Raw genomic sequence first — 24,081 nt, 5'->3', positions numbered from 1 at the left:
TATAGACGCAAAGGTACAAAAAAATATCTAAAGTTTTGCCAACTCACAGATATTTTGTAATTTTGCAACGCTTTAAAGCACAAATACATAAAATGAATCAATATGAAGAATATCACTCTTGACATGACTAAAGCCTCCTGCTTTTTGGCAGAAGGTGCAGTGGCTGCTTTCGAGCCCAAGGTAAAGGCAGCACAGGAAGCCCTTGAGAACGGCACCTGCCCTGGCAACGATTTCCTGGGATGGCTCCACCTCCCCTCATCAATCACTCCCGAATTTCTGGCTGAGATTCAGGCTTGTGCCGACACGCTGCGCCAGAACTGCGAGGTTGTGGTAGTTGCAGGTATCGGTGGTTCTTATCTGGGCGCTCGCGCCGTGATTGAAGCCCTGAGCAACTCGTTTGCATGGCTCATTCAGGATAAGAAGAACCCCACCATCATGTTTGCTGGTAACAACATCGGCGAGGACTACCTGTTCGAGATGACAGAATACCTGAAAGACAAGAAGTTTGGCGTTATCAATATTTCCAAGTCTGGTACCACCACCGAGACTGCCCTGACCTTCCGTCTGTTGAAGAAGCAGTGCGAGGCTCAGCGCGGCAAGGAGGAGGCTAAAAAGGTGATCGTAGCCGTTACAGACGCTAAGAAGGGTGCTGCCCGCACCTGCGCCGACAAGGAAGGTTACAAGAGCTTTATCATCCCCGATAACGTAGGTGGCCGTTTCTCTGTACTCACTCCCGTTGGTCTGCTGCCCATAGCCTGCGCTGGCTTCGACGTGAAGCAGCTGGTGGCTGGTGCACAGGACATGGAGAAGGCTTGCGGCAAGGATGTTCCCTTCGCCGAGAACCTCGCAGCACAGTATGCAGCCGTTCGCAACGGTCTTTATCAGAGCGGCAAGAAGATCGAGATCATGGTGAACTATCAGCCCAAGCTCCACTTCTTCTCTGAGTGGTGGAAGCAGCTCTATGGCGAGAGCGAGGGTAAGGATGGCAAGGGTATCTTCCCTGCCTCTGTTGACTTCACCACCGACCTGCACTCTATGGGTCAGTGGATTCAGGAGGGCGAGCGCACTATCTTCGAGACAGTGATCAGCATTGAGGAGCCCGAGAAGAAGCTGCTGTTCCCCAACGACGAGGAGAACCTGGACGGTCTGAACTTCCTCGCTGGCAAGCGCGTGGACGAGGTGAACAAGATGGCTGAGCTGGGCACCCGTCTGGCTCACGTGGATGGTGGTGTGCCCAACATGCGCATCAGCGTTCCCAAGCTCAACGAGTACTACATCGGTCAGCTCATCTACTTCTTCGAGATCGCTTGTGGCATCAGTGGCAACCTGCTCGAGGTGAACCCCTTCAACCAGCCTGGTGTAGAGGCTTACAAAAAGAACATGTTTGCCCTGCTCGAGAAGCCCGGCTACGAGGCTGAATCAAAGGCCATCAAGGAGCGTCTGGCTAAAGAGAAGTAATCCAGGATATCTAGCGCATCTAGAATATCTAACAGAATGAAGCAAACAATTAAGCAATACTTAGAGGAACACGGCTTTGAGGCACTTTGCCCCAAAGCCGTGCTTTTCGATATGGACGGTGTGCTCTACAACTCGATGCCCAACCACGCCATTGCGTGGCAGCGTTCGATGGAGAAGTTTGGCATACACATGACAGAGGCCGACGCCTATGCCACTGAGGGTGCGCGTGGTGTCGACACCATCCGCATGATGGTGAAGAAGCAGCAGGGGCGCGACATTGACGAGGCCGAGGCGCAGCTGATGTACGACGAGAAAACACGCCAGTTTCACGCTCTGCCAGAAACACACATCATGCCTGGCATCCCAGAGCTGATGAAACAGATAAACGCTGACGGACTGACCATCGGCGTGGTAACGGGTAGCGGACAGCGTCCACTCATCAATCGCTTGCTTAAGGATTTTGGCGACTATCTCGACGAAAGTCACATCGTAACAGCCTACGACGTGAAGCACGGCAAACCCAACCCAGACCCTTATCTGATGGGACTGCAAAAGGCAGGCAACCTGAATCCGTGGGAGGCGTTTGTCGTCGAGAATGCCCCATTGGGCGTGAAGGCTGGCGTGTCGGCACGCATCTTCACACTCGCCGTCAACACAGGTCCGTTGGCCAACGAAGTATTGGAAAGTCAGGGGGCCAACATTGTATTTCCCACGATGATTATGCTCAGCAACAAATGGCGCGAGCTGATGGCATCGCTATCATGAACCCCATACTTTAGCAGTATCGAGCTAAAGTCACTTACACACCCTCGTCCTCGTCTTCCACATAGTCGAGCATATCCATATCATCATCCTCGCGGATGTTGATAATACCATTGCGGTCGACAGTCATCTCCAAAGGAATAAACACATCGTCGATAGCATCGGGCAGGGCGATGACTACAGAGAACTCCAGTTTGCCATTATCCACCTCGTCGAAACGGATGCTAGCCAGGATGCCATTCTTGCGAAACACCTCGTCAACATACTGTGTAAAGGCGCTCTTGGTAAACGTGCGCTTGAGGACTGAAGAGCCATCCTGACGAGTGACGGAAACAGTGATGCGGTTGTCCTTATACTTCTGGCCAGCCTCATCCTTCGCCATCGGCAGACTGTCGGCAGCCACACGACTGACAGACACCTGATAGGCAGCGTCTCCCCATTCTACCGTCTGCACTTGTTTATCGGCAGGCATACCAATGGGAGCTTGCAACTGTTTGGGCACATATTTCGTGGTGATAATGTCGTCGGTTTGCTTCTTCTCTTTACAGGCGCTCAGCATCATGATGCCTAAGGCCAAGACCAAAGGAAATAATCGTTTCATACGTATTGTTTATTGACGAAGCAAAAGTACAAAAAAAAACTGATACAGCCATAAAAAACGCCTACTATTTAAAAAATAGCAGGCGCATTGTTATCATTCCAAAAATCTTTTTACTCAAAAAATGACTCACATCATTTTTGTTTGCGGGGGCTCGCTCGCCCCCTTCAAAACACTATGTTAACCTAAATCACTATGAAAAAATCTCAATTATTATTGTTGATGTCTCTGCGTGGTCTTTGTCCTCTTTGGCCCTGGAAGCGATTCTGCTGATCCTTCGTATAGGCCTGATATTGTTCCTCAGTCAGGATGGTCTTCAACTCGGCGCTGTAAGCCTCCATGTTCTTACGCATCTCCTCGCGATTGCCCATCTGACCCATCTGCGGGCGACGGCCCTGAACTGTATCGTTCTGAGGGCGCTGTGGACGCTGTGGCATCTGTCCCATCTGACCTTGTGAGCGACGTCCCTGACCGCGCATACTAGCCATCGGTCCCATGGGAATCTTACCCATATACTTTGTATTCAGTTCGAGCAACTTTGCAGCCTGCTCTTCACTCAGTTTATACTTCTCAACAGTCTCGTTTGTACGCTGCTTCACCATTTCCTTTGGATCCATCTGTCTGCGCTCGGGTCTGTTCTGGTTGGCCTCCTGGGCCATCACGTTGGCAGTCATCAGCATGCCTGCAACTATTGTCAAAAGAATCTTTTTCATCTTTAAATCTCCTTTTCTTTTTTTAGTTTTGTACTCATTTTGCGTTGCAACTATCTTACTGACGTAACAAAATGACAGAAGTTTAATCAAAAACGAAAAAAAAACACATTTTTTTTATGAAAAAAGTTATTTTTCTTCGGTTTTGTCGTATAAAATAATACAAAACGAAAGAAAAGAAGTGTATTACTGATTTATCTCCACCACTGTCAGCACGCCGTTTTCCACTCGAAAACGAACATCTTTGCCAGCGAAGGGCATACCATACACACGCTCGGCATCATCATGATAGCGTGGACGAGGATCTTGCGCCAGCACCTGTCGCAGTCCCCTTTGTTCCTCGTCAGAAAAACAAGCAGCCATCTCCTGTGGCAATACCACCTTCAGCGGTTCCCATGTGGTCTGGTCCACAAAACCACTGCGCGCCTCAGGGTGACTGTCGGCATAGGTCACATAAGGCTTAATGTCGTAGATAGGCGTTCCGTCCATCAGGTCGGCACCCTTCACAAAAATCACGGGGCCTTCCTTTTCCGTCATCTCCACCTTATTTATATATACGCACGAGAGGCCCAGACGGTTAGGGCGGAAAGGCGAGCGCGAGGCAAACACCCCCACCCTTTCGTTGCCCCCCAGACGAGGCGGACGCACGGTGAGTCCCTGCTGTTCGTGGGGATTACCACTAAATTCCCATATCAGCCACAGATAGTCAAACTGCTCCAGTCCACGCACGGCCTCCTCACGCCTGTATTCAGGCTCCAGCACAATACGACCCACCAAGTCGTCGGCCAGTCCGCTTTGGCGAGGCAGGCCAAACTTCGACGTCAGGGGCGAGTGGAAGTATGCTATGGGTTTGATATTCATGTGTGCAAAGGTACGAAATTATTTCGTAATTCAGAATTATTTCGTACCTTTGCATGCAAAACCAACGAAAATAAAAGAACCTAAGATGAAGAAACTATTGATTTCTATGGCCCTGCTGCTCCCAACGGCAGTTGTGGCTCGCGAGGCTACTGTCACCTCACCCAACGGAAAACTTGTTGTCACCATCAACGACGAAGGTCAGCAGGCCACCTATGCCGTCACCCTCGACGGCCATCAGATGCTGTTGCCATCGGCCCTGGGTTTCAAGGCCAACTTTGGCGACTTCACCCAGAAGCTCACCATTACAGGCACCAAGACCACCCATGCCGACCGTACTTACGAGATGCGCCAGGTGAAGCAGTCGAAGATGCACTACGTAGCCGAGCAGCTCACCGTCGACTTCGAGAACGCTAAAGGTCAGAAGATGTCGGCCGAGTTCTCAGTGAGCAACAACGACGTAGCCTTCCGCTACCTCATCCCCCGTCAGAAGAACGACAATCCCAAGTGCGCCGTCATCGAGAAAGAGAGCACAGCCTTCCGTCTGCCCGATGGCACCACCACGTTTATCACCCCCCAGAGCAGTGCCATGGTGGGATGGGAACGCACCAAGCCCAGCTACGAAGAAGGCTACAGCATCGACGGTGCCATGACGGCCCGCTCGCAGTATGGCCAAGGCTATACCTTCCCTTGTCTGTTCCATGCCCCCCAGGGCTGGCTACTCATCTCTGAGACGGGTGTCGACAGTCACTATTGCGGCTCGCACCTCAGCGATTATCCCTATACCATTGCCTATCCCATGACAGGCGAAAACAACGGCAACGGCACAGCCACCGCAGGCATCGCCCTGCCTGGCCAAACACCCTGGCGCACCATCACCGTGGGCACCTCGCTGAAACCCATTGTCGAAACCACCGTTGCCTATGATGTGGTGGAGCCCCTCTACGAGCCCTCACAGCAGTATGGTGCAGGTCGCTACACCTGGTCGTGGCTCATCTGGCAGGACAACTCCATCAACTACGACGACCAGGTGAAGTTCATCGACTTGGCATCGGCCATGGGCTATGAGTTCTGCCTGGTGGACAACTGGTGGGACCAGAACATCGGTCGCGACCGCATGGCCGAGCTCTCGAAGTACGCCCAGTCGAAAGGCGTGTCACTGATGCTGTGGTACAACTCCAACGGCCATGAGAACGACGCACCCCAGACACCTCGCAACTGCCTGGACAACAGTATTGCACGCGACCGCGAGATGGCCTGGCTGAAGAGCATTGGCGTGAAGGGCATCAAGGTCGACTTCTTCGGCGGCGACAAGCAAGAGACCATGAAACTCTACGAGGATATCCTCTTCGATGCCAACCGTTATGGCATCCAGTGCATCTTCCACGGCTGCACCCTGCCTCGCGGCTGGGAGCGCATGTATCCCAACTATGTGGCCAGCGAGGCCGTCCTCGCCAGCGAGAATGTCTATTTCAACGAGGGCGCAGCCATCCGTCAGGCCTTCGACCTCACCCTGCATCCCTTCTGCCGCAATGCTGTGGGCACCATGGACTGGGGTGGCGTCATCATGAACAAATACCTGTCACCAGACAATAAGAGTCGCCACACGCGCAAGACCACTGATGCCTTCGAGATTGCCTCGGCTTATATCATGCAGACCGCCATCCAGTGTGTGGCCATGCAGCCCAACAACCTGCAGGAGTTGCCCCAGCACGAGCTCGACCTGCTGAAGGATATCCCCACCACCTGGGACGAGACACGCTTCATCGACGGCTATCCTGGTCGCTATGTGGTGCTGGCCCGTCGTCATGGCGACAAGTGGTATATTGCTGGTCTGAATGCCCAGAAGACGCCACTGACGCTGATGCTTAACCTCTCTGACTACAGTCTCACCAAGCAGTTCACTGATCAGGCAGACAAGAAGGGTCGCATCACTGGCACCGCTATTACCCCTGCAAAACTCAAAAAAGGTAAAGCAAACGTCACCATGCAGCCCAATGGCGGCTTCCTGATTTACTAAGTAAGCCAACAAACATATCAACATACAAAAAAAGGCTACCTGCGGGTAGCCTTTTTTTGTACTTCAACCTCAAAAAATACGCAATGTAACAATCTGTTATACAAAAAGTTATAAATAGTTCTACAGTTTGTAGAAATTACTTTTTCAAAGGATCAGAAAAGCATAAAATGATGCTGTTATTTGCAGATAATTCACTAATTTTGCACCCCAAAAATAAGAGACTCCACAACCGACATGAAAACGTTTTTAAAGAAAAGTTATCGTGAACTGACAATTTGCAGTTTGTTTTTCACATTAGTCTTGACCCTCAGCACCTCGTGCCAGCACAATCAAGACTACCAAATGAAAGATGACATCGTCTATACCTTGTTAAAACCCTACGACAACGACAAGATGGAACAGCGTGGCGACAGTCTGTACGAGGCTGGCGAGATTTCCGACCTGTGCAGGAAGTTCTATCATGCCTTCGCTCTGTGCAGCAAGTATCACAAGTTCAACACAGCCGTTCCCATCTTCCAGGAAATACTAAAGGATGGTTCAGAAGACTCGCTGGAGCGTTTGTTCCAGATAAACGCAGCTTCCGAGCTGACCATGATCCAACGCTATCAGGGACATATTGAGAAGTCCATGCTCACAGCCATCGATGCCCTTCAGCGCTTCACGCTCGAAGAGGCACAGACCGACCAGATGGCACTTGAGAGCTACATTCGCCTGGGCACCTTTATTGGCGATGGCATGGTGGCCACAGGCGATTACGACGAGGCAGAAAAGCAATTCCAGGAGTTCTACCAGCTCTCGTGCGACATGCAGTCGAGCGTACTGCGCCAGGCAGAATGGTATCCACGCCATTTCGAGCTGTTCGAGATTATCATCCGTGCCTATACCACCAGCGGCGAGTACGAGCGTGTGCTGCCCTGGGTGAAGCGCTGCGAGGACACAGCCGAGGCCTATTATAATTCGGCCGAGTTCAAGAACATGCCACATATCACAACCCAGTATGTTGAAGGCTATCTGGCTGGCGCGCAAATCTGTAAGGCGATTGCCATGGAGAACCTGGGTCGCCCAGAAGAGGCAGCCGAGGCCTATAGCAACTACCTGAAGAGTGACATGGCCCACACCATCATCGGCCGCATCAACCGTGCGTTCTATCTGTCGGCCAACCATCGCTACAGAGAGGCCGCCGTGATGTTCCAGTCGCTGGACAAGGCCTTGGCCGTTTATAGTCCCAGCATCTCGCTCGACTGGATTCACGAGTACTATCTGCCAAAATTCGAGGCCAACCTCCACGCCGGCTGTCGCGACTCAGCCCTGGTGCAGGCCACCAAGATCTGCGAGACACTCGACTCCACCCTCACCAACTACATGCACGACGAGGGCAGTAAGCTGGGCCATATCTATGCCTCGCTGAAGAAAGAGGAAAAGATCATTGAGCAGGAGGAGCGCATCATCCTGCAGCGCACCTGGGGACTCTCCATCTTCCTCGTACTGGTCATTGGCTTCTTCATCACCTACACCATCCGCAACCGCCGTCACAGTCGCCGACTGGCCGAGGTAAAAGCCGTTCAGGAGCGTATCGAGAACGAGTTACGTATTGCCCGCGATATCCAGATGTCAATGGTGCCCCACGTGTTCCCACAGCACAACGGACTCGACATGCACGCTCTGATGGAGCCTGCCAAAGAGGTGGGTGGTGATCTTTACGGTTATGTCATCATCGACAACAAACTCTATTTTGCTGTTGGCGACGTGTCAGGCAAAGGCATTCCTGCCTCCCTGTTCATGGCGCAGGTCACCCGCCTGTTCCACACCCTGGCCGACGAGGCCCTAATGCCAGCCGAGATCTGTACCATCATGAACAAGGAACTATCAGGCGAGGACAACGTAAACGGCATGTTTGTCACCATGTTCGTAGGTCGACTCGACATGCAGACGGGTCATCTCCATTTCTGTAATGCAGGCCACAATCCCCCCGTCATTGGCTGTGGCACCCAGGATGCCCATTTCCTTGAGATGGAGTCGAACGCCCCCATCGGCCTGTGGCCCGACCTCGAGTATATCGGCGAGGAGATTGACACCATCAAGGGTCAGCAACTGCTGGTATATACCGATGGACTGAACGAGGCCGAGAACCCAGAGCAGCAGCAGTTGGGCGACGACCACATGCTCAGCATTCTGCGCGATAACCGCTTCGCATCTACAAAGCAGATTATTGAGCGACTGGAAACAGAGGTGAAAAATCATCGCCAGGATGCAATTCCCAGCGATGACCTTACCATGCTCTGTATCTCATTGAACTGAGTTGAGCAATCACTAATATACTACAATACTACAATTTTCAGTCTTTCATGTAGACAACCTTGGAGGAGCCGTCAGACATACGTTCCACACAGAGTCCACGAGGCGAATCCAAGCGACGTCCATGCAAGTCGTAATAGGCCACTACGGTGGCCTTTTTTTCTTGCTTCTCGGCCACTTCGTTGATGGCTGCGGCACCTGGGTCGATGGTAAAGATATAAGTATTCAGACTGCGCGCAGGCATCTTCACCACCAGTTCCTTCGTAGGCATATCAATGGTTATGGGGCGCTCCTGACAAAGACTGTCAGTCTCGTTGCCTGTCGACAGGATATGCTTACCACTCTTCACGTAGAAAGGCAACTTCAACTTCATGTCGTAGGCCGTCTTGGTGGTGTCAATAGCCATCACAATCAGCGTGGTGTCGTCCTTGACATAGGCAGAATACTCCTTGGGAGCCTCCTGCGTGTTAGGATTCATCGTGGGTGTAGTGGCCAGACGCGTAGAGCCTGTGACATACTTCGAGAAGTGCGACATTACGAAGGCACGCGGCAACAGCCTGTTCTTCACCTTGTTCTCAGCGCCATACTTCGCCTCGCCAGTACTCACGAAAGCCCAGTGGGCACGCATATACCAATAGATATAACCTGTGCAGCCAGAGAGCATACACTCGTTAAGCTCCTCAGCAAAGAGCAGTTGCTCATGCCATGTGGGCAGTCGGTTCTGGATATTGTCCGACACAGAGTGCTCCGTCATCCACACCTCCTTGCCATATTTCGATGCCGCAGTGTTGGCACTCCTCATATTGCCCAAGGGTGGATGTCCATAGAGGTGGCCCGCAATGATGTCGATATACTTACGGGCAGTGGTATCGTTGAGCAGTTTATTACTGTATTTGGGGTCGAAACCCAAGGGCTCGGCACTGATCAGTCGCACGCCAGGATAGGTCTCACGATCCAGCATGTGGGCATTCTCTTTCACCAGCTTCAACTGCTGCTCAGGTGTATACAGACATCCAGAGTAGTTCACCCACCAGTCAGGCTCGTTCTGAATCGACACAGCATCCACATTCACACCATTCTTCTTCATATAGGCCAGGAAGGTGTTGAGCCAAGGGAAGAACTTGCCATAGCAGTCCTCGCGTAACTCAGCGCGAATATTACCCTGATCGTCAGCGTTGCCACCCTGCGCCGATCCGTTCGTTTTGTATTCTCCTGGAGGCGACCATGGTGTGCCAAACACGATGCCGCCACGCTGCTTCACAATCTTGGCCGAGGGCAGCGAGCCCTTCCAGTCGTAGGGTGTATCGTAGTTGTTCCATTCAGGCACCACCACATCGCCAACGAAGTTGGGCGAAATCTCCATACGCATAATGTTCAGTCCAATCTTCGACGTAGGACCATAGAGCAGTTTCACTGGGTTTGTGTCTGTGCCGAAGGGACACATAGCGCCATCACAGCAGGCTGCGCCAAAACCTGTGACGGTCTGATAGCGCGTATCTTTCACTGTAACGGTAACCGTAGCTGCCTGAGCAGTCGTTGCCATTGCCAATCCAAGGATGGATGAAAGTAGTAATCGTTTCATTGGTTTATTATTGAGATTTTGCTGCAAAGGTACAAAAAAAAGAAACAAAGAGGCGACAAGAAAGTGGTTTTTGCTTTCCTGCCGCCTTTTTGTATACTTTTGTCCTATCGGTGTGTATATTTAATGCTTCTCTCTCACCTCATCACCTTCTTCCCATTCTGGATATACACCCCATGCTTGGGCGAGCCTTGAATGGGGCGGCCCTGGAGGTCGAAGGTTGGTGATGATATGCTCTTGTTTACGGTTGGCTCTGAAACGCCTGCTTCAGTGTCATTCAGCCAGTGGAATGAGCCATCAGAGAACACCAACACACCATTGTCTGTGCCAATATAGACGGAGTCGCTATCCACATCCACGCAATAGCAGTATCCTGTCTCCACATCCCATTCATAGCGGGTTATCACACCATGGTCGAAACAGCAAAGGGGACCTTTGGAATAACACTGGCCAATCAGGCTACTATAGTCAGTACGAGCTCGTGGCAAGAACCAGATTCGTCCTTGACTATCACATTTCACGGATATGGGCGTTTCCCACCCTGTACCAACATCATAACTCGCATAGTTATGACCATCGTATTTCAGCAATTTGGCTCTAACTACGATTTCCCCATTGTCAATTGTGTCATGATGAGTACTGCCAAACCACAAATTCCCATCATTGTCAAAGGTCATGCCAGAGACACCCTTAGAACTAAAGGGCGCGTTTCTGTGGCTAACAACCTCCAAGTCACCTCCTACGTGATATCTCATCAGACTATTGCCACTTCCAGCATCTATGGAAGATATCCAAATATCATCATTGTGGTCTACCACCATCTGCCATATTTCGTTTCCAGAGTCACAACTTGGAAAAACCAACGTCTGTTCCTCTCCTGAGCGGTAGATAACGGAAATACAATTATCTCCGCCTATAACCATGGTTCCGTTTGAATCAAAGACAATACTGTTTATGCCTATTGGCCATATTAAATCATTCACCTTGTTTTCATCAAGGTTTGCATAATGCACAGTAGTGTCAGCCCTGCCATCAGTAATGCTGGTCAATACGCCATCATTGCTACCCACCCAGATGGTGTCTGGCCTTATTGCCAAGGCGTTCAGACCGATACCTCCATAAGGTCTCGTGATTTCGTAAACATCACGCTGCTCTTCAAAATAGCCAGTCGACAAATCATAGACTGTTCTTTTGCCTGTTGATTTATTGATAACCTCAACACCTTTCTGCATAAGGATGTAGATGCTTGTATCATTGTGCTCAATGCATTTCACTGAATGAATGGTCACGACAGGATAATGCCTGGCCTGCAATCCAATAAAAGAAGTAGCTGTCAAAAGAGCAAGTAACAGATATTTTCTCATAATCATAGTACATTATTATTCAACTTTGAATTTCTTATCATAAAGTCCTCCATTTATAATAAGACCAATAGAGTATAAGCCAAATTTCTCTATTGGGAAGGTGACGCTTTGCTTGCCAGGTTCAAGTGTCTGAGACTTAATAATATCCTTCTTCTCAAAACTGTTCAAGTCAACCAACATCAAACTTACTTCAGACTTCTCACTTAGAACAAAGGACACATGGGCTGTTTGTTCTTGTACTGTAACAGACAAGGAAATCATTTCACGCTGGGAAACGTTCTTTTGTGCGATATCTTCTACTTCTTTTAAAGAAGTAACACCCGCCAACAGCGCTTTTGACAATAGAATTTCCATAGCCTGAACGTTTAGTGAAGTTATTCCTTTCCCATTGTCACATACGTGTTTACATGATTCCTCCACGTAGGACTCCAGCTCCGGGTGTATTCTTGCAGCTAAATCTTGCAATAATTTAAAAGGAAGGACACTTCTTTTACTTGCCTCTTTGTATAGGAAATTAATAACGATAGGATTATTAATGCAATAGTTAAGCAATGTCTTGTAAACTCGCGCTCTGTCAAAGTCTCGAGCATCGCTTAAATACATAATAGAACTATCATTCTGATAATCATTATACATTTTCCAGAACAAATCCTTTACATTGTTTGGAATCTTCTTGATTCCATTGTCAATTTGCGTCATTTCTGATTCTGAAAACGAGAAATCAAGAACAGGACCAGGTCCTGGATATGGGACAACCATATTATTATCCTTCATGTAATACGCAACAACCTTTTCATACTTTCCTCCTTGGAAGGCATTCCGAGGATGGAAAAGTCTAATGCCTTGTCCCATTTTGCTTTCCCAATCATATCCGGCAGAATATTTGTGTCCCTTTGATTTTACAGATGCATGAATGTCACCATCGTTATTCATCCATATATCAATCGTTGCAGATGATTCAGAATTTGTTGGACAATAACCATATTGAGCATAAAACGAATCAAATTTTTCTTTGTTATCCATGGGTTGAATCCATTCTCGCCATACGCCAACACTCCACGAGATGCAATTATAATACTCTGACAGATACGACGGAGAATGAGAAGTAATCGCATCATCAGGCTTTAAATTTGGATATTTAATCGTATCAACTCCTGCACTTCTACATTCCACATAGATATCACACTTCGGAAGTCTCTGACAGGGATATGACTTTGTTGTCGTAAACAGCCATCCTTTTTGTCCTGAAGGCCTGTTGATGCGAGCATTCTTGCCCCAATTGTAATTGGACTTTCCTGGATTAAAGGGATAATCGTCGTTGTGGGCATCCACACGGTCGTCCTCTCCCATCAGGCAGATAAATGGATCGCCATTTTTACTGACGGCAAAATAGCAACAAGGGAGCCCTGTGAAAGGATGCTGTATCACTGTTGAGGAGCTGCATATAGGCACATTGTCAAAGCACTTGTCTTCGTTAATGCACAGATTGCAGGTTCCAAACTCTGACGGGTCGGTTGTACGTAAAAGGACATAATAGAAACCACTCTGGGGTATGTCTACGCTTAGCAATGCCTCACCCGCTTGTCCTGATACGGCGACTCTTGACAGCACAGATGGGTCGTCCATGCTAAACAGATTCAATGCGTGGCTAAGTGTGGTTCCACTTGTTCGCATACTCACATGCTGACCTTCATGAAAATACTCAAGTCGGAAGAAAGAGTAGAACACTTGTTTGTTGAGCTCGGCATTGTATTCGGTGGAGGGTCGAATTGTATCTTTCAGTGCGTCATCATTGAAATTGAAGTTAATCACACGATAGTCCCTCGACAGCGAGTCCTCGAGAAATGACGCATTTTCTTCTTCTATCAGTTTCTGGTGATTCTTTCTTTGGGCATATCTGACTGTGTCGGAATTCAATCGTTCTTTGAAGGTAATAACGGTCTTACCTTTACTCACATGCTCTGCATTCGGCACATCGTCAAGGGTGCCAACAAGACTGATTTGATGGTCGCCCTCACTCAGGTAGATAGCATGCTGATAAGAATACCAGTCGCCCCTGTCAGTGAGAATCTCTCCAACAGAGTCGTTATCCACCTTCAGCATGTACTTTGAACATGTTCCATTGCTATGCCTTACGCCCATAAGCCAGAAGTCAACTGGATAAGTGGCCGATGCCGATGCCGTTACAGAAAACGTTGTTTCTGGCCTTCCATTTACGAGTCGTGTCGTAACGCCATTTTGGGTCAATGTATTATGGTCTATTGATGGCCATTCAAATTGGCCGTTGGTTCCTGCATCTGGACTCATCTCTTGAGCGTTGGCTGTCAAAAGGAACAGGACCAACAGTATCGAGGAAACGAAAACACGATTCATGAAAAACATGTTTTTAGTTAATATTTATGGAGTTATATATTTTTATTGCAAATTTATACTTTTATCTGATACTCTCCAAGCAATCCCCATGTTAATGATGAAGAATTAACAATGTTTAAACAAATGACATAAAGAAATCATAGGCGTTAGTGATGGCCAAAAATCTTTCTTTACTTTCATAGACTTGGTGTTTGAACAAAATGTCTTAAAACAAAACGAAAGAGGCAAGTAGAAACGCCTCTTTCGTTTTGTTTCTTATTTCATCACCTTCCTCCCATTCTGGATATACACCCCATGCTTGGGCTCTGCATTGAGGCGACGGCCTTGGAGGTCGTAGGTTTGTGATGGCATGCTCTTGTTTACTGTTGGCTCTGAGACACCTGCTTCTGTATCATTTAGCCAGTGGAACGAGCCATCAGAGAACACCAACACGCCATTGTCTGTGCCAATATAAACGGAGTCGCCATCCACATCCACGCAATAGCAGTATCCTGTCTCCACATCCCATTCATAGCGAGTTATCACGCCATGGTCAAAGCAGCAAAGAGGACCCTTGGAATATTGTTCGTATTTGGTTTTGTCGCCAAGTGTAGGAAGGAACCAGATTCTGCTTTGACCATCGCATTCCACAGAGGCAGGTACATTATTACTTGCTCCCACATCGTAACTTGCATAGTTGCTGCCATCATACTTCAACAGCTTCGCTCTCCATCCGTTATCATCATTGTGACTGCTGGCAAACCACAGATAACCGTCGTTATCAATTGTCATGCCCTTGACATAACCACTCTTATATGGTAAGTCTGGATTATCTCTGTCACTAACAACCTGCAGTTCTCCACCAACATGATACTTCATCAGACCATTTCCAAAGCCAGAGTCCATGCACGATATCCAAATATCCTCTTTGGAATCTATCACCATCTTCCACACCTGAGTACCATAGTGGTCTTTTGGAAAGATAAGCGTTTGCTTCTCGCCAGAGGGATAGATAGCCGATATACAGTTTGTGCCGCCAATGACTGCCGTTCCATTTTGATCGATCACCAAACTCTCAATGCCTATGGGCCATAGATCCTCACCATCGCCCAAGAGCGACAAGTCAAGATAATGCCTCGTAGTATCAGCTATGCCGTCGTGGATTCTGGTCAGCACACCGTCGTTGCCGCCCACCCAAATGGTGTTGTGCGCCACGGCCAAAGCATTCTGTCCCACACTGTTCAAATTGGTGCCAGACTGTTCTATGGCATTCCATTGGTCCACGAAGTAGCCTGTCTCCTTTTTATAGACAGTCTTTCTGCCTGTAACCTTATTTATCACCTCTATTCCCTCAGGCATCAGAACATAAATGCTTGTGTCGTTATGCTCAATGCATTTCACAGAATGAACTGTTGCTACAGGATAATGGGTTGCATGGACTGCCATAAAGGGACATGCCATCAAAAGAATTAATACCAATTGTTTTCTCATAAAAGCAACGTTTTATTTAATAATTTATTTTGATTTTCTTTTCGTAATAGCCTCCATTTGCAATTACACAAACGGAATAAAAACCAGGTTCATTAACTGTAAGCGGGAAGTTATGTTGCCCCGATTCAAGTACGTGATTCCGTAGAATCTCTTTCTTTTCAAACGTGTTTAAGTTAATTAAAAACAGTCTGACATTTGATTTCTCTTCTAATTCTAAAGAAACATTAACAGAATGTCCTTGTATGTTAGTAGATAAAGAATTTCTACTACACAATTCCAAACGACTATCAATCATGCGTTCCATCTCTTCAGGAGAGGTCATCCCTCCAAGAAGTACCTTTGACAAAAGAATTCCTTCAACTTGTACGCTAAGAGGCGTGTTGCTATTTCTTTTTTTGCATATACGTTTATAAGTATCCCTGGTAGTAGTCAACAATCCTGAATACTTCCGTTCTGCTAAATCCTGTAGGAGTTTCATTGGATATATACTTCTCTTAGACACCTCCTTATATAAGTAATTTACTACGCAGGGATTACTCACACAGAAATTAAGCAAATCATTATATCCTTGTGCTCTATCAAAATGACGTGTATCACTTAAATGAATAATAGTACTGTCATTTTGATAATTATTATAAAGATTCCAAAAGTTTTTCTCAACGCTATCAGGAATTCTTTTTATTCCATCATCAATTTTTGCCATTTCAGAATCTGAGAAAGAAAAACTTTGTATGGGACCTGGTTCTAAATATTGTTGGAAATCATAATTTTTTTTATAATACGCAACTACATCTCCATAATAATCGTCGGTACGAATTGCATAACGAGGATGGAAAAATCTATGCCATCCGCCATCTTTACTTTCCCAATCATAACCTGCAGCATATTGATGTCCTTTTGATTTTACTGATGCGTGTTGGAATTCACCATTTCTTTCCCACACATCAATAACAGCTTGTGAACTGGAATTCGTGCGCGAGTAACCATAATTTGCATAGAAATCATCAAAATCTTCAATCCTGTCAAATGGATTATACCATTCCATCCAAACACCTGCACTCCACGAGATACAATTGTAGAAATTCAAATCAACTTCAGTTTGGGTCTCTGAAGAGAAAATCACATCATTATCTTTCAAGTTTTCAAAATAGTGTTTAGCAAAGGAGCCTTTCCTACATCCTGTATAAACATCACATTTCTGAACTATAGAAATTGGGTATGACTTTGTGGTGGTAAAAAGCCAGTTGTTAAGAGACAAATGAGAGTCAATTCGAGAATTATGCCCCCAATCGAAATCAGATTGAACAGAATCATATGGATAATCATCGTTGTAAGTACATACACATCCATTATCATCAATCAGACAAATAAAGGGATCTCCATTATTACAAATAGCAAAGTTACAATAAACATAGTCACTTTTCGCATGCTGTACAGGTGTTGCAGAACAACAAATGGGGACGTTATCAAAGAATTTATCGTCGTTTATACATAAATTACAAGTGCCGTATTGTGAAGGATTACTCGTGCGTAATAAGACATAATAAAAGCCACTTTGTGGAATTTGAACACCGTTTAAGCATGCACTACCCATAGAGTTTGACATAGCAACCAATGAGAAACAATCTGGAGAATCTTTGCTAAATAAGTTCAAAACATGATCTATATTTGTTCCACTTGTCTGGATATTTACAATCTGTCCCTTGACGAAATATTCAAGACGGAAGAATGAATAAAACACGTCTTTGTTCAATTCTGCATGATATTTCATCGGAGGATATAGATCATCGCCAAGGTATTTGTAGTTAAGTTCTCTATAATTACTACACAAGGTGTCAAGAAAAGTGAAGTGATCTTCAATAATTGAATTATCATGAGATTTCCTTAAATTATATTTATAAGCATCTGACTGATATATTGGTATTGGTTTGAACGAATTAATTGTTGTCTCTTTTTTAATACGCTCTGCATTAGGTGTATCATTGATTGATCCCACCAAACTAATTTGATGCGTTCCTTCTTCAAGAAATATACCTTCATGGCTCGAAGGATAATAAGTACTCCAATCTCCCTTATTCGTTATCACTTGGTCTACAGAATCATTATCAACCTTTAACATATATTTTGAAAAAGTACCATTCAGATGCCTCACACCCATGAGCCAAAAACTAATATGATAAATTCCAGAATCAGAAACAGTTACTGAAAAAACTGTTTCTGGTCTTCCATTATTAACTTGTGTAGTCACGTTGTTTTGTACTAAACTGGTACTCTCTATTTTCGAGAGTCTTAGTTGATTATCACGTTCTACTTCTAGATTTGAATACTGTGCTTTTAATTCTATTGAGAACAAAGCAACTAGAGAAATGAGATAAAAAAACTTTTTCATAAGAAAGCAAAGATTTATGATGAACTATTTTAAGGAAGATAATATTTTATCTTATCACCAACATAAACGGTTTGTTTTTTTAAAGATTTATGCCTCTTTATAGGCTAAACCAACTTTTTCTAGTTCTGGCATACTGTAAAAGTGTTGCCCAAAGAATGGCAAATGGAAGATAACTTTTATTTTGCATCTTGCTAGTTTTTTTAAGTTGTTATAATTATTAAGCTTGTATTTAATGTTTTATGTTTATGTGTTGCAAATATATAAATTAAACAGATATCTTCCAAATAAATCGCGAATTAATGATGAAGAATTAACAATGTTTAAACAAACAAATCTGTTAAATCCCTTCAGCGCTATCTTCTGACAAATCAGAAAGAAAAGAGCAGGATTATTGATACTATTCATCTTTTTAGTATCCGTTTACTAACAAGTTATCAGCAGTCCTACATCTCTAACAAAAAACACAAATACGATGCATGGCCGTGCGAGTGGTGTTTCGTAAATTTGCACTTTATTTTTTTATTTGAACCCATATGAAATCACTCAGAGAACTATTCCGTATTGGGAAAGGCCCATCAAGCAGTCATACGATGGGACCAGCAAAAGCGGCGCAGATCTACGCCGAACGTCACCCTGAAGCAAAGTGTTTTGAAGTAACCCTCTATGGCAGTCTGGCAGCAACAGGCAAGGGTCACCTGACCGACATTGCCATCATCAATGTACTCAGCAAGATTGCTCCAGTGGAGATCATCTGGAAACCCAGGATAACACTTCCTTTTCATCCCAACGGCATGATATTCACGGCCGACGACGGCGACCCATGGACTGTGTATAGCGTGGGAGGAGGCGCACTCTCTGAGGGAAAGCCGGACAGCGATATGGTGGATGCTGGTGCTGAGGTATACGAGATGAACAAGATTAAGGACATCCTTGAATGGTGCAAGCAGAATGGACGCTGTTACTGGGAGTACGTAGAACAATGCGAAGGCCCAGAGATATGGGATTATCTGAGAGAGGTGTGGGCCACGATGCAGGACGCCGTGGAGCGAGGTCTGGACGCAGAAGGTTCTGTGCCTGGGCCGCTGGGGCTGCCACGCAAGGCGGCTTCCACCTATCAGAAGGCGCAGGACTTTCGCGAGCCACTTAAATCGCGTGGCATGCTGTATGCCTATGCCCTGGCAGTGATCGAAGAGAACGCATCAGGTGGCACCATCGTCACGGCACCCACCTGTGGTTCCTGCGGCGTGGTGGCTGCCACGCTCTATCAGTATTTCCACCAATACGCCTTCTCTGAACAGCGCATCCTGAGAGCCCTTGCCACGGCCGGACTCTTTGGCAATGTGGTTAAGCAGAACGCCAGCATCAGTGGTGCCGAGGTGGGATGCCAGGGCGAGGTGGGCGTGGCCTGCGCCATGGCGGCTGCCGCAGGCTGTCAACTCTGTGGGGGCAGTCCCAGTCAGATAGAATATGCAGCCGAGATGGGACTGGAGCATCATCTTGGCATGACGTGCGACCCCATCTGCGGACTCGTTCAGATTCCCTGCATCGAACGGAATGTCTTCGCTGCTGCACGTGCAGCCGACTCGATTCTCTATGCCATCACCTCAGATGGCACCCATCGCATATCGTTCGACCATGTGGTGCAGGTGATGAAGCGCACTGGTCACGACCTGCCATCACTCTACAAGGAAACCAGCCAGGGCGGACTAGCATTGAAATACGAGGAATAATCTTAAAATGAGAAGACGGTGTCGCCGGCAGTGGTTACAAATTCATTCATCCTCATCCCATCCGTCAAACGAGCGGCTCAACTGCTCACTTCCCGACGCATCACCGCCACCATGAACCCTGTCGCCGCCACTGCCAGCCAGCAGTTGCTGTTGGTGGTTCAGAAGCACCACCTGCATCACCGGACACATATATCTCTTTTTCATACGCTTTCCTCCTTTCACATAACGATCTTCTTACCATTCTTCACATATACCCCATGGCGCACGGGACTGCCACTGAGGTGCGCCCCATCCATAGAATACCATCTACCATCATCCATCTCCCATATTCCATCTTCCTTCATCCATCTGCCATCATCCATCCCCGTGGCATGACCTCCGTCGAAGTCCATCACCACCTCGCGGGCACTGCCGCCCACATACACGTCACTCGTTCGCAGCGGCAGATACGCACTATTGGCCTTCAGCACATAAGCATCCTCGGCCAGGCGATACCAGTTGATATCATCCCCTTTCTTGGCCAGGATAAACGAGGTATATTCCTCACTGCCGATAGTCTGCACACGCTGCACCGTTGTGGCCTCGGTGAGACCCACCATCATATTCTGGGGATCCAGAGGTGCCGCCGTCGCCATCATGGGCACGTCATAGCTTTCGCCGGCCGTCCCTCTCAGCAGCAGTCCCTCGCCCGCAGGCACCTCCGCAGCCTGCGTCATCGTCAGCACACCGCTGTCGGGCCCACTACTTGAAAACCCGCTGGCATAATGAGCCGTCAGTCCACTCACGCTGGTGAAGTCAAGCGCATAGTCACTGGCATAGGTCATCACCCCGTGTGCGTTCATCACCACTGCCAACTTCTGCCCTTCATTCGTCAGCAAATAGTCCCTGCCGTCGGCACCGGCCGCCACCACTCTGAAGGCCGTTCCCTTGATACCGTCGTATATCGGCTTCGGAATCGTAAACGCGTAACTGTTCGACAGCATCACCAGTGCCCCGCTGGCATCATATACCTTGAAGCCCACAGCCCCCGACGCTCCACTGTGACCGATGGTCACATCCAGTCCGCCACTGCCGTTCTCCGTCGTCGTCACCGAGTAGCCGCGCACCGGTATCGTCGGCACAAAGTCCGTATACTGTCCCACATCGCCCTTACCGATGGGATAGCCGCTGAAGGCCGTCTTCTTCGCACCCTCGGCAGCCCCTGTATAGGTGGCCAAAGGTGCCGTCACGCGGTCCTCTATGAACACCGCGTTGGCCTTCTTCAACTTCATTGCCTTCACTGCGGCAATAGCCTCGTCAATCATCGCCTGCGTCACCACCAGGTAGAACGTACCGTAGTCACCCACCTCAAACACTTGCTTCGTCACGCCCTCGATGGTCTTGTCCACCAAATCGGGCACCACAAAGAAGCCATAGGCCTGAAACAGTTCCGTCAGGTCGTAGCCACTCACCTCGCACGCCTTCCTATAGAACTTCAGGTAATCGTCCGCTGCATCCACAAACACGTTCTGCACCCGTCGTGTGGGGTCGGCCCTCAGCGCATGGAAGAAGTCGGGATAGAAAGTTGGAGCATAGCCCTGCACATGGAAGAACTGATACAACTGGAAATACAAGTGCGTGCGTTCCCAGATGCCACGGTCCAGCCAATACACGCCGTTGGCCATATTTTCGAATGTCTTGTGAATATACTCCGCCCTACTCGTCAGGTGTCCGTTCTCCAAGATAGCGATGTTCGAAAAGAGGTTGTTCGACACCTCACTCTGACCTATCGTGTTGATCTTCGCCTGATGCACATGACCAATCTCATGTGCCGGTCCCCACAGACTGCCACCCGCAAAGAGGTTCTCGTTACTCATCACCTCGCTCAGCGTCGACTCGTTATAATACGTGCCATACGTACTGGCAAACATATAGTTGTAGTTGATAGACACCGCCATCATCGGTGTGTTGAAAAAGCCGGAAAACTCCGTGTCCAGTCCCATCACCCGATGTTCCATCTCCACCACCTGGTCCCATTGTTCCAGCATCTCCGTCATCTTCTGCGGACAGGCCGCCATCACCCGACTCGCGTTCATGTTGTAGATCAGCGACCTGTTTCTCAGTTGCAGGTAGTCGTAGTGCTTAAACAGTTTTTCCTGCATCACCAGCCAGTCGTCATCCGTATCGCCGCGAAGTGTAGAAAAGGCGCCATTCACCTGTCCACCCTCAATGTGAATCGTTACATCCGGATACGTGCTCATGGCCGTGAAGGGTGCCGCACCGCTGGTTGTGTTGTCCACCTCATAGTCCACCATCAGCACGCCCTCCGCCTGCATCTTCAGCACGTTGAAGCCCGCCGTCAGCGTATAGCCGTCGCCCGTGGCATTATAACGCGCCACATTGCGCAGCATCAGTGTGCCGCCACTGGGCACACCGCTCACATACACCGTCACCACCTCGTCCTCACTCACCGCGATGCCCGTGGGGTCACTGTTAGGTGCCAGGGCATAGCCCACGCCCACCAGGTTCCGCCATTGGCTGGCCTTACTCACCGGCCGGTAGGTGCCAATCCTGAAGGTGCGCTCATCATAGCGCCATCCTTCCTGATACACCTCCCAGCCACTGTTCTTCACCTTCAATGCCATGTTGATCACCGCCTGCGGCAGGGCGCTGGCCGTCATCGCCGCCGTCAACTCTTCGTCCGAATATCCTTTGTAGGCATCCCTCAACTCGCCGCAACTGGCATCCGTGAAATAGGTGGCCAGTACCGTGGTGATGGTTGCCTTGTTATTCACCAGCATGATGAAGTCATTATACGTGGCCTGTTGCGCCGCCAGTGCCTCGTCGTCCACGGTCACCGCTTCCAACTGCCATTTCGATGCGTCCGCATTGGCATCCCAGCTCACCACGTCGTGTCCGTTCTGCTGGTGATGCAGGCCGCCGCCGTTATAAATAGCAAAGCCCTTTGCCGACAGGTTCATCGTAAACGTCATGGCCGTGGGCCACGTGTGGAAATTACCGCTCGAGCGGTTTATCCATCGCTGCGTCACCGCATTCTGCAGTCTCACCGTCAGCGTGGTCTCGCCGCGTGCCGCCACCTCGATGCGCCACACCTGCATATAGTCGCTGGCGTCGGGCGTATCCACATAAACGTTCGTCGAGCCCGTGGCCGACTCACTCATGGCCATGGTCATGTCGTAGGCCAGCGAGTACACCCTGTAGTAACCCGTCGTCACCTCGTCCAGACTCGTCAGATACGTCTGTCCCCCGGCTTGCAGTCCCATCATCAGCAGGAACCACGTCACTGCCATTTTCGCTATTCCCCGTTTCATCTTCATATCGCTGTTTTTTATAGTTAATAGATTCTGCGGCAAATATATTCAATATCTCCCACATATCCAAACGAATTTGCTTTTAAATGATGTCACTGGCCCTCGCGGGTCAGTGACACACTTATCAAACGCCTTTGATAGTTTAAAAAGATTCTATTATTGAACCTAATACCCTAGTTAATCACTAACTAACTTTTGGTAAAAAATATGCATAAATCAATATAATTAGACAATACACCACCTACCCTCCCGGGCCAGCGGCATATATCGAGAATACCATCGACGTACCCTCCTCGTATCGAGGGTCCACATGTATGGCACCGCCCAGCAGGCGCACCATAGCCTTACAGGTGCGCAGTCGCAAGCCTGTTATCTTGTTCTCCACCGTGTCGTAGGGCAGGCGGTCGAACACCTGGTTCTTGGTGTCCTCGGGAATGCCCAGTCCTGTATCGTTAAGCGTAAACACCAGTTTTCCACACGTGTTGTCGGCAATCACCTTCAGCGTGACATGTCCCTTGGTGGTATATTCCATGGAGCAAAGGATCAGACAGCGCAGCAGAATGTCCAGACAACTCATGTTGGTTTTAATGATATAGTCATCGGGCAGCGACGTCTCGAAATTGGTTTCCACGCCGTTTCTCAGATATTTCATACAACTGTTGAACACATCCTGGCAAAACACATTCACCTCCACCACATCGTCATGAGGTACCTCCGGAAGCTCGTCATACTGCATCACCACCAGTGCACCGTCCACCATGGCCTGCATCTGTGCCGCCCTGCGCTGCAGCAACCGACTGGTGCGCTCCCACACATTGGGAGGAATGCTCATGTCTGGGTCGGCAAACAGTTTCAGATAACTGTCCAGTCCCACCTGCAGTGTCTGCACCTCCTGCAGGATATTGATGGTGAACTCAGCCTTCAGTCGTGCCCTCTGCTCCGCACGCCTGCTGTCCACCAGTCTCCTCATCTTCTCCTGATGCGACGACCTGCGTATGCGTTTCAGTATGCGGCGCCAGTAAAGGGCCGTGAGTCCTATGCTGAGGGCTGCTATCAGCATCAGTCCCAGTATGTTCAGAAGTAAGAAATTATCCTCATCCATAGACATTATTCTTTTGTTTATAATCCCCGCCGCCGAATAGGGCAGCGGGGATAAGAGTGTGT

Annotated in this window: 16 protein-coding genes; 5 read left to right on the top strand and 11 right to left on the bottom strand. The window is 48.3% G+C overall.

All coding sequences use genetic code 11. From position 1 onward, the window contains the following. The first annotated feature begins 102 nt into the window (after positions 1-102). Together M1D30_RS02520 and M1D30_RS02515 are read left to right on the top strand one after the other, a co-directional pair. Positions 103-1,458 (top strand): glucose-6-phosphate isomerase, encoded by a 1,356-nt coding sequence (locus tag M1D30_RS02520; RefSeq protein WP_248505938.1) that lies wholly within the window; start codon positions 103-105, stop codon positions 1,456-1,458. A gap of 36 nt (positions 1,459-1,494) precedes the next feature. Next, the gene (locus tag M1D30_RS02515; RefSeq protein ID WP_248505936.1) at positions 1,495-2,223 is read left to right on the top strand and encodes an HAD family phosphatase; all 729 of its coding nucleotides are present in this window, start codon (positions 1,495-1,497) and stop codon (positions 2,221-2,223) included. A gap of 34 nt (positions 2,224-2,257) precedes the next feature. On the opposite strand, the gene M1D30_RS02510 is transcribed toward M1D30_RS02515, so the two are convergent. From M1D30_RS02510 to tsaA, 3 genes are all read right to left on the bottom strand, one after another. Beyond that, positions 2,258-2,821 (bottom strand): DUF4738 domain-containing protein, encoded by a 564-nt coding sequence (locus M1D30_RS02510; RefSeq protein ID WP_248505934.1) that lies wholly within the window; start codon positions 2,819-2,821, stop codon positions 2,258-2,260. 203 nt (positions 2,822-3,024) lie between these two features. Next, positions 3,025-3,531, bottom strand: coding sequence for a DUF4890 domain-containing protein (locus tag M1D30_RS02505; protein WP_248505932.1), 507 nt, complete (start codon positions 3,529-3,531; stop codon positions 3,025-3,027). 183 nt (positions 3,532-3,714) lie between these two features. Continuing rightward, the gene (tsaA, locus tag M1D30_RS02500; protein WP_248505930.1) at positions 3,715-4,389 is read right to left on the bottom strand and encodes a tRNA (N6-threonylcarbamoyladenosine(37)-N6)-methyltransferase TrmO; all 675 of its coding nucleotides are present in this window, start codon (positions 4,387-4,389) and stop codon (positions 3,715-3,717) included. 85 nt (positions 4,390-4,474) lie between these two features. Between tsaA and M1D30_RS02495 the strand changes: the two genes are divergently transcribed. Both M1D30_RS02495 and M1D30_RS02490 read left to right on the top strand, forming a co-directional pair. After that, complete coding sequence (locus M1D30_RS02495; protein WP_248505914.1) at positions 4,475-6,406, top strand: glycoside hydrolase family 97 protein; 1,932 nt, start codon at positions 4,475-4,477, stop codon at positions 6,404-6,406. Positions 6,407-6,748: 342 nt separating this feature from the next. Next, positions 6,749-8,704 (top strand): PP2C family protein-serine/threonine phosphatase, encoded by a 1,956-nt coding sequence (locus M1D30_RS02490; protein WP_248505912.1) that lies wholly within the window; start codon positions 6,749-6,751, stop codon positions 8,702-8,704. A 37-nt stretch (positions 8,705-8,741) separates the two neighbouring features. Here the strand turns inward: M1D30_RS02490 and M1D30_RS02485 are convergent, their stop codons facing one another. The 5 genes from M1D30_RS02485 to M1D30_RS02465 form a co-directional block, all read right to left on the bottom strand. Then, entirely contained in the window at positions 8,742-10,283 is a 1,542-nt protein-coding gene (locus M1D30_RS02485; protein WP_248505909.1) for a glycoside hydrolase, read from the bottom strand. Between the two features lie 134 nt (positions 10,284-10,417). After that, positions 10,418-11,650 carry a two-component regulator propeller domain-containing protein gene (locus M1D30_RS02480; RefSeq protein WP_248505906.1) on the bottom strand — a complete coding sequence of 411 codons (1,233 nt, stop codon included), beginning with the start codon at positions 11,648-11,650 and terminating at the stop codon, positions 10,418-10,420. Positions 11,651-11,659: 9 nt separating this feature from the next. Continuing rightward, positions 11,660-14,017: a hypothetical protein gene (locus tag M1D30_RS02475; protein WP_248505904.1), complete on the bottom strand. Its 2,358-nt coding sequence runs from the start codon at positions 14,015-14,017 to the stop codon at positions 11,660-11,662. 255 nt (positions 14,018-14,272) lie between these two features. Continuing rightward, positions 14,273-15,487: a hypothetical protein gene (locus M1D30_RS02470; RefSeq protein ID WP_248505903.1), complete on the bottom strand. Its 1,215-nt coding sequence runs from the start codon at positions 15,485-15,487 to the stop codon at positions 14,273-14,275. A 16-nt stretch (positions 15,488-15,503) separates the two neighbouring features. Further along, complete coding sequence (locus tag M1D30_RS02465) at positions 15,504-17,876, bottom strand: hypothetical protein (protein WP_248505901.1); 2,373 nt, start codon at positions 17,874-17,876, stop codon at positions 15,504-15,506. A 533-nt stretch (positions 17,877-18,409) separates the two neighbouring features. Here M1D30_RS02465 and M1D30_RS02460 point away from each other — a divergent pair. Further along, positions 18,410-19,606 carry an L-serine ammonia-lyase, iron-sulfur-dependent, subunit alpha gene (locus M1D30_RS02460; protein ID WP_248505899.1) on the top strand — a complete coding sequence of 399 codons (1,197 nt, stop codon included), beginning with the start codon at positions 18,410-18,412 and terminating at the stop codon, positions 19,604-19,606. Between the two features lie 42 nt (positions 19,607-19,648). Here M1D30_RS02460 and M1D30_RS02455 read toward each other — a convergent pair whose 3' ends face one another. From M1D30_RS02455 to M1D30_RS02445, 3 genes are all read right to left on the bottom strand, one after another. Further along, positions 19,649-19,810 carry a hypothetical protein gene (locus tag M1D30_RS02455; protein WP_248505897.1) on the bottom strand — a complete coding sequence of 54 codons (162 nt, stop codon included), beginning with the start codon at positions 19,808-19,810 and terminating at the stop codon, positions 19,649-19,651. A 14-nt stretch (positions 19,811-19,824) separates the two neighbouring features. Further along, positions 19,825-22,923, bottom strand: a complete 3,099-nt coding sequence (locus tag M1D30_RS02450; protein ID WP_248505895.1) for a M60 family metallopeptidase — start codon at positions 22,921-22,923, stop codon at positions 19,825-19,827. 235 nt (positions 22,924-23,158) lie between these two features. Next, the gene (locus tag M1D30_RS02445) at positions 23,159-24,019 is read right to left on the bottom strand and encodes a HAMP domain-containing sensor histidine kinase (RefSeq protein ID WP_248505893.1); all 861 of its coding nucleotides are present in this window, start codon (positions 24,017-24,019) and stop codon (positions 23,159-23,161) included. Positions 24,020-24,081: the final 62 nt, after the last annotated feature.

Source organism: Prevotella sp. E15-22, from assembly GCF_023204875.1.
GTDB lineage: Bacteria > Bacteroidota > Bacteroidia > Bacteroidales > Bacteroidaceae > Prevotella.
Note: the sequence above shows the minus strand (reverse complement) of the source record. Positions and strands in the feature narration are given on the sequence as shown.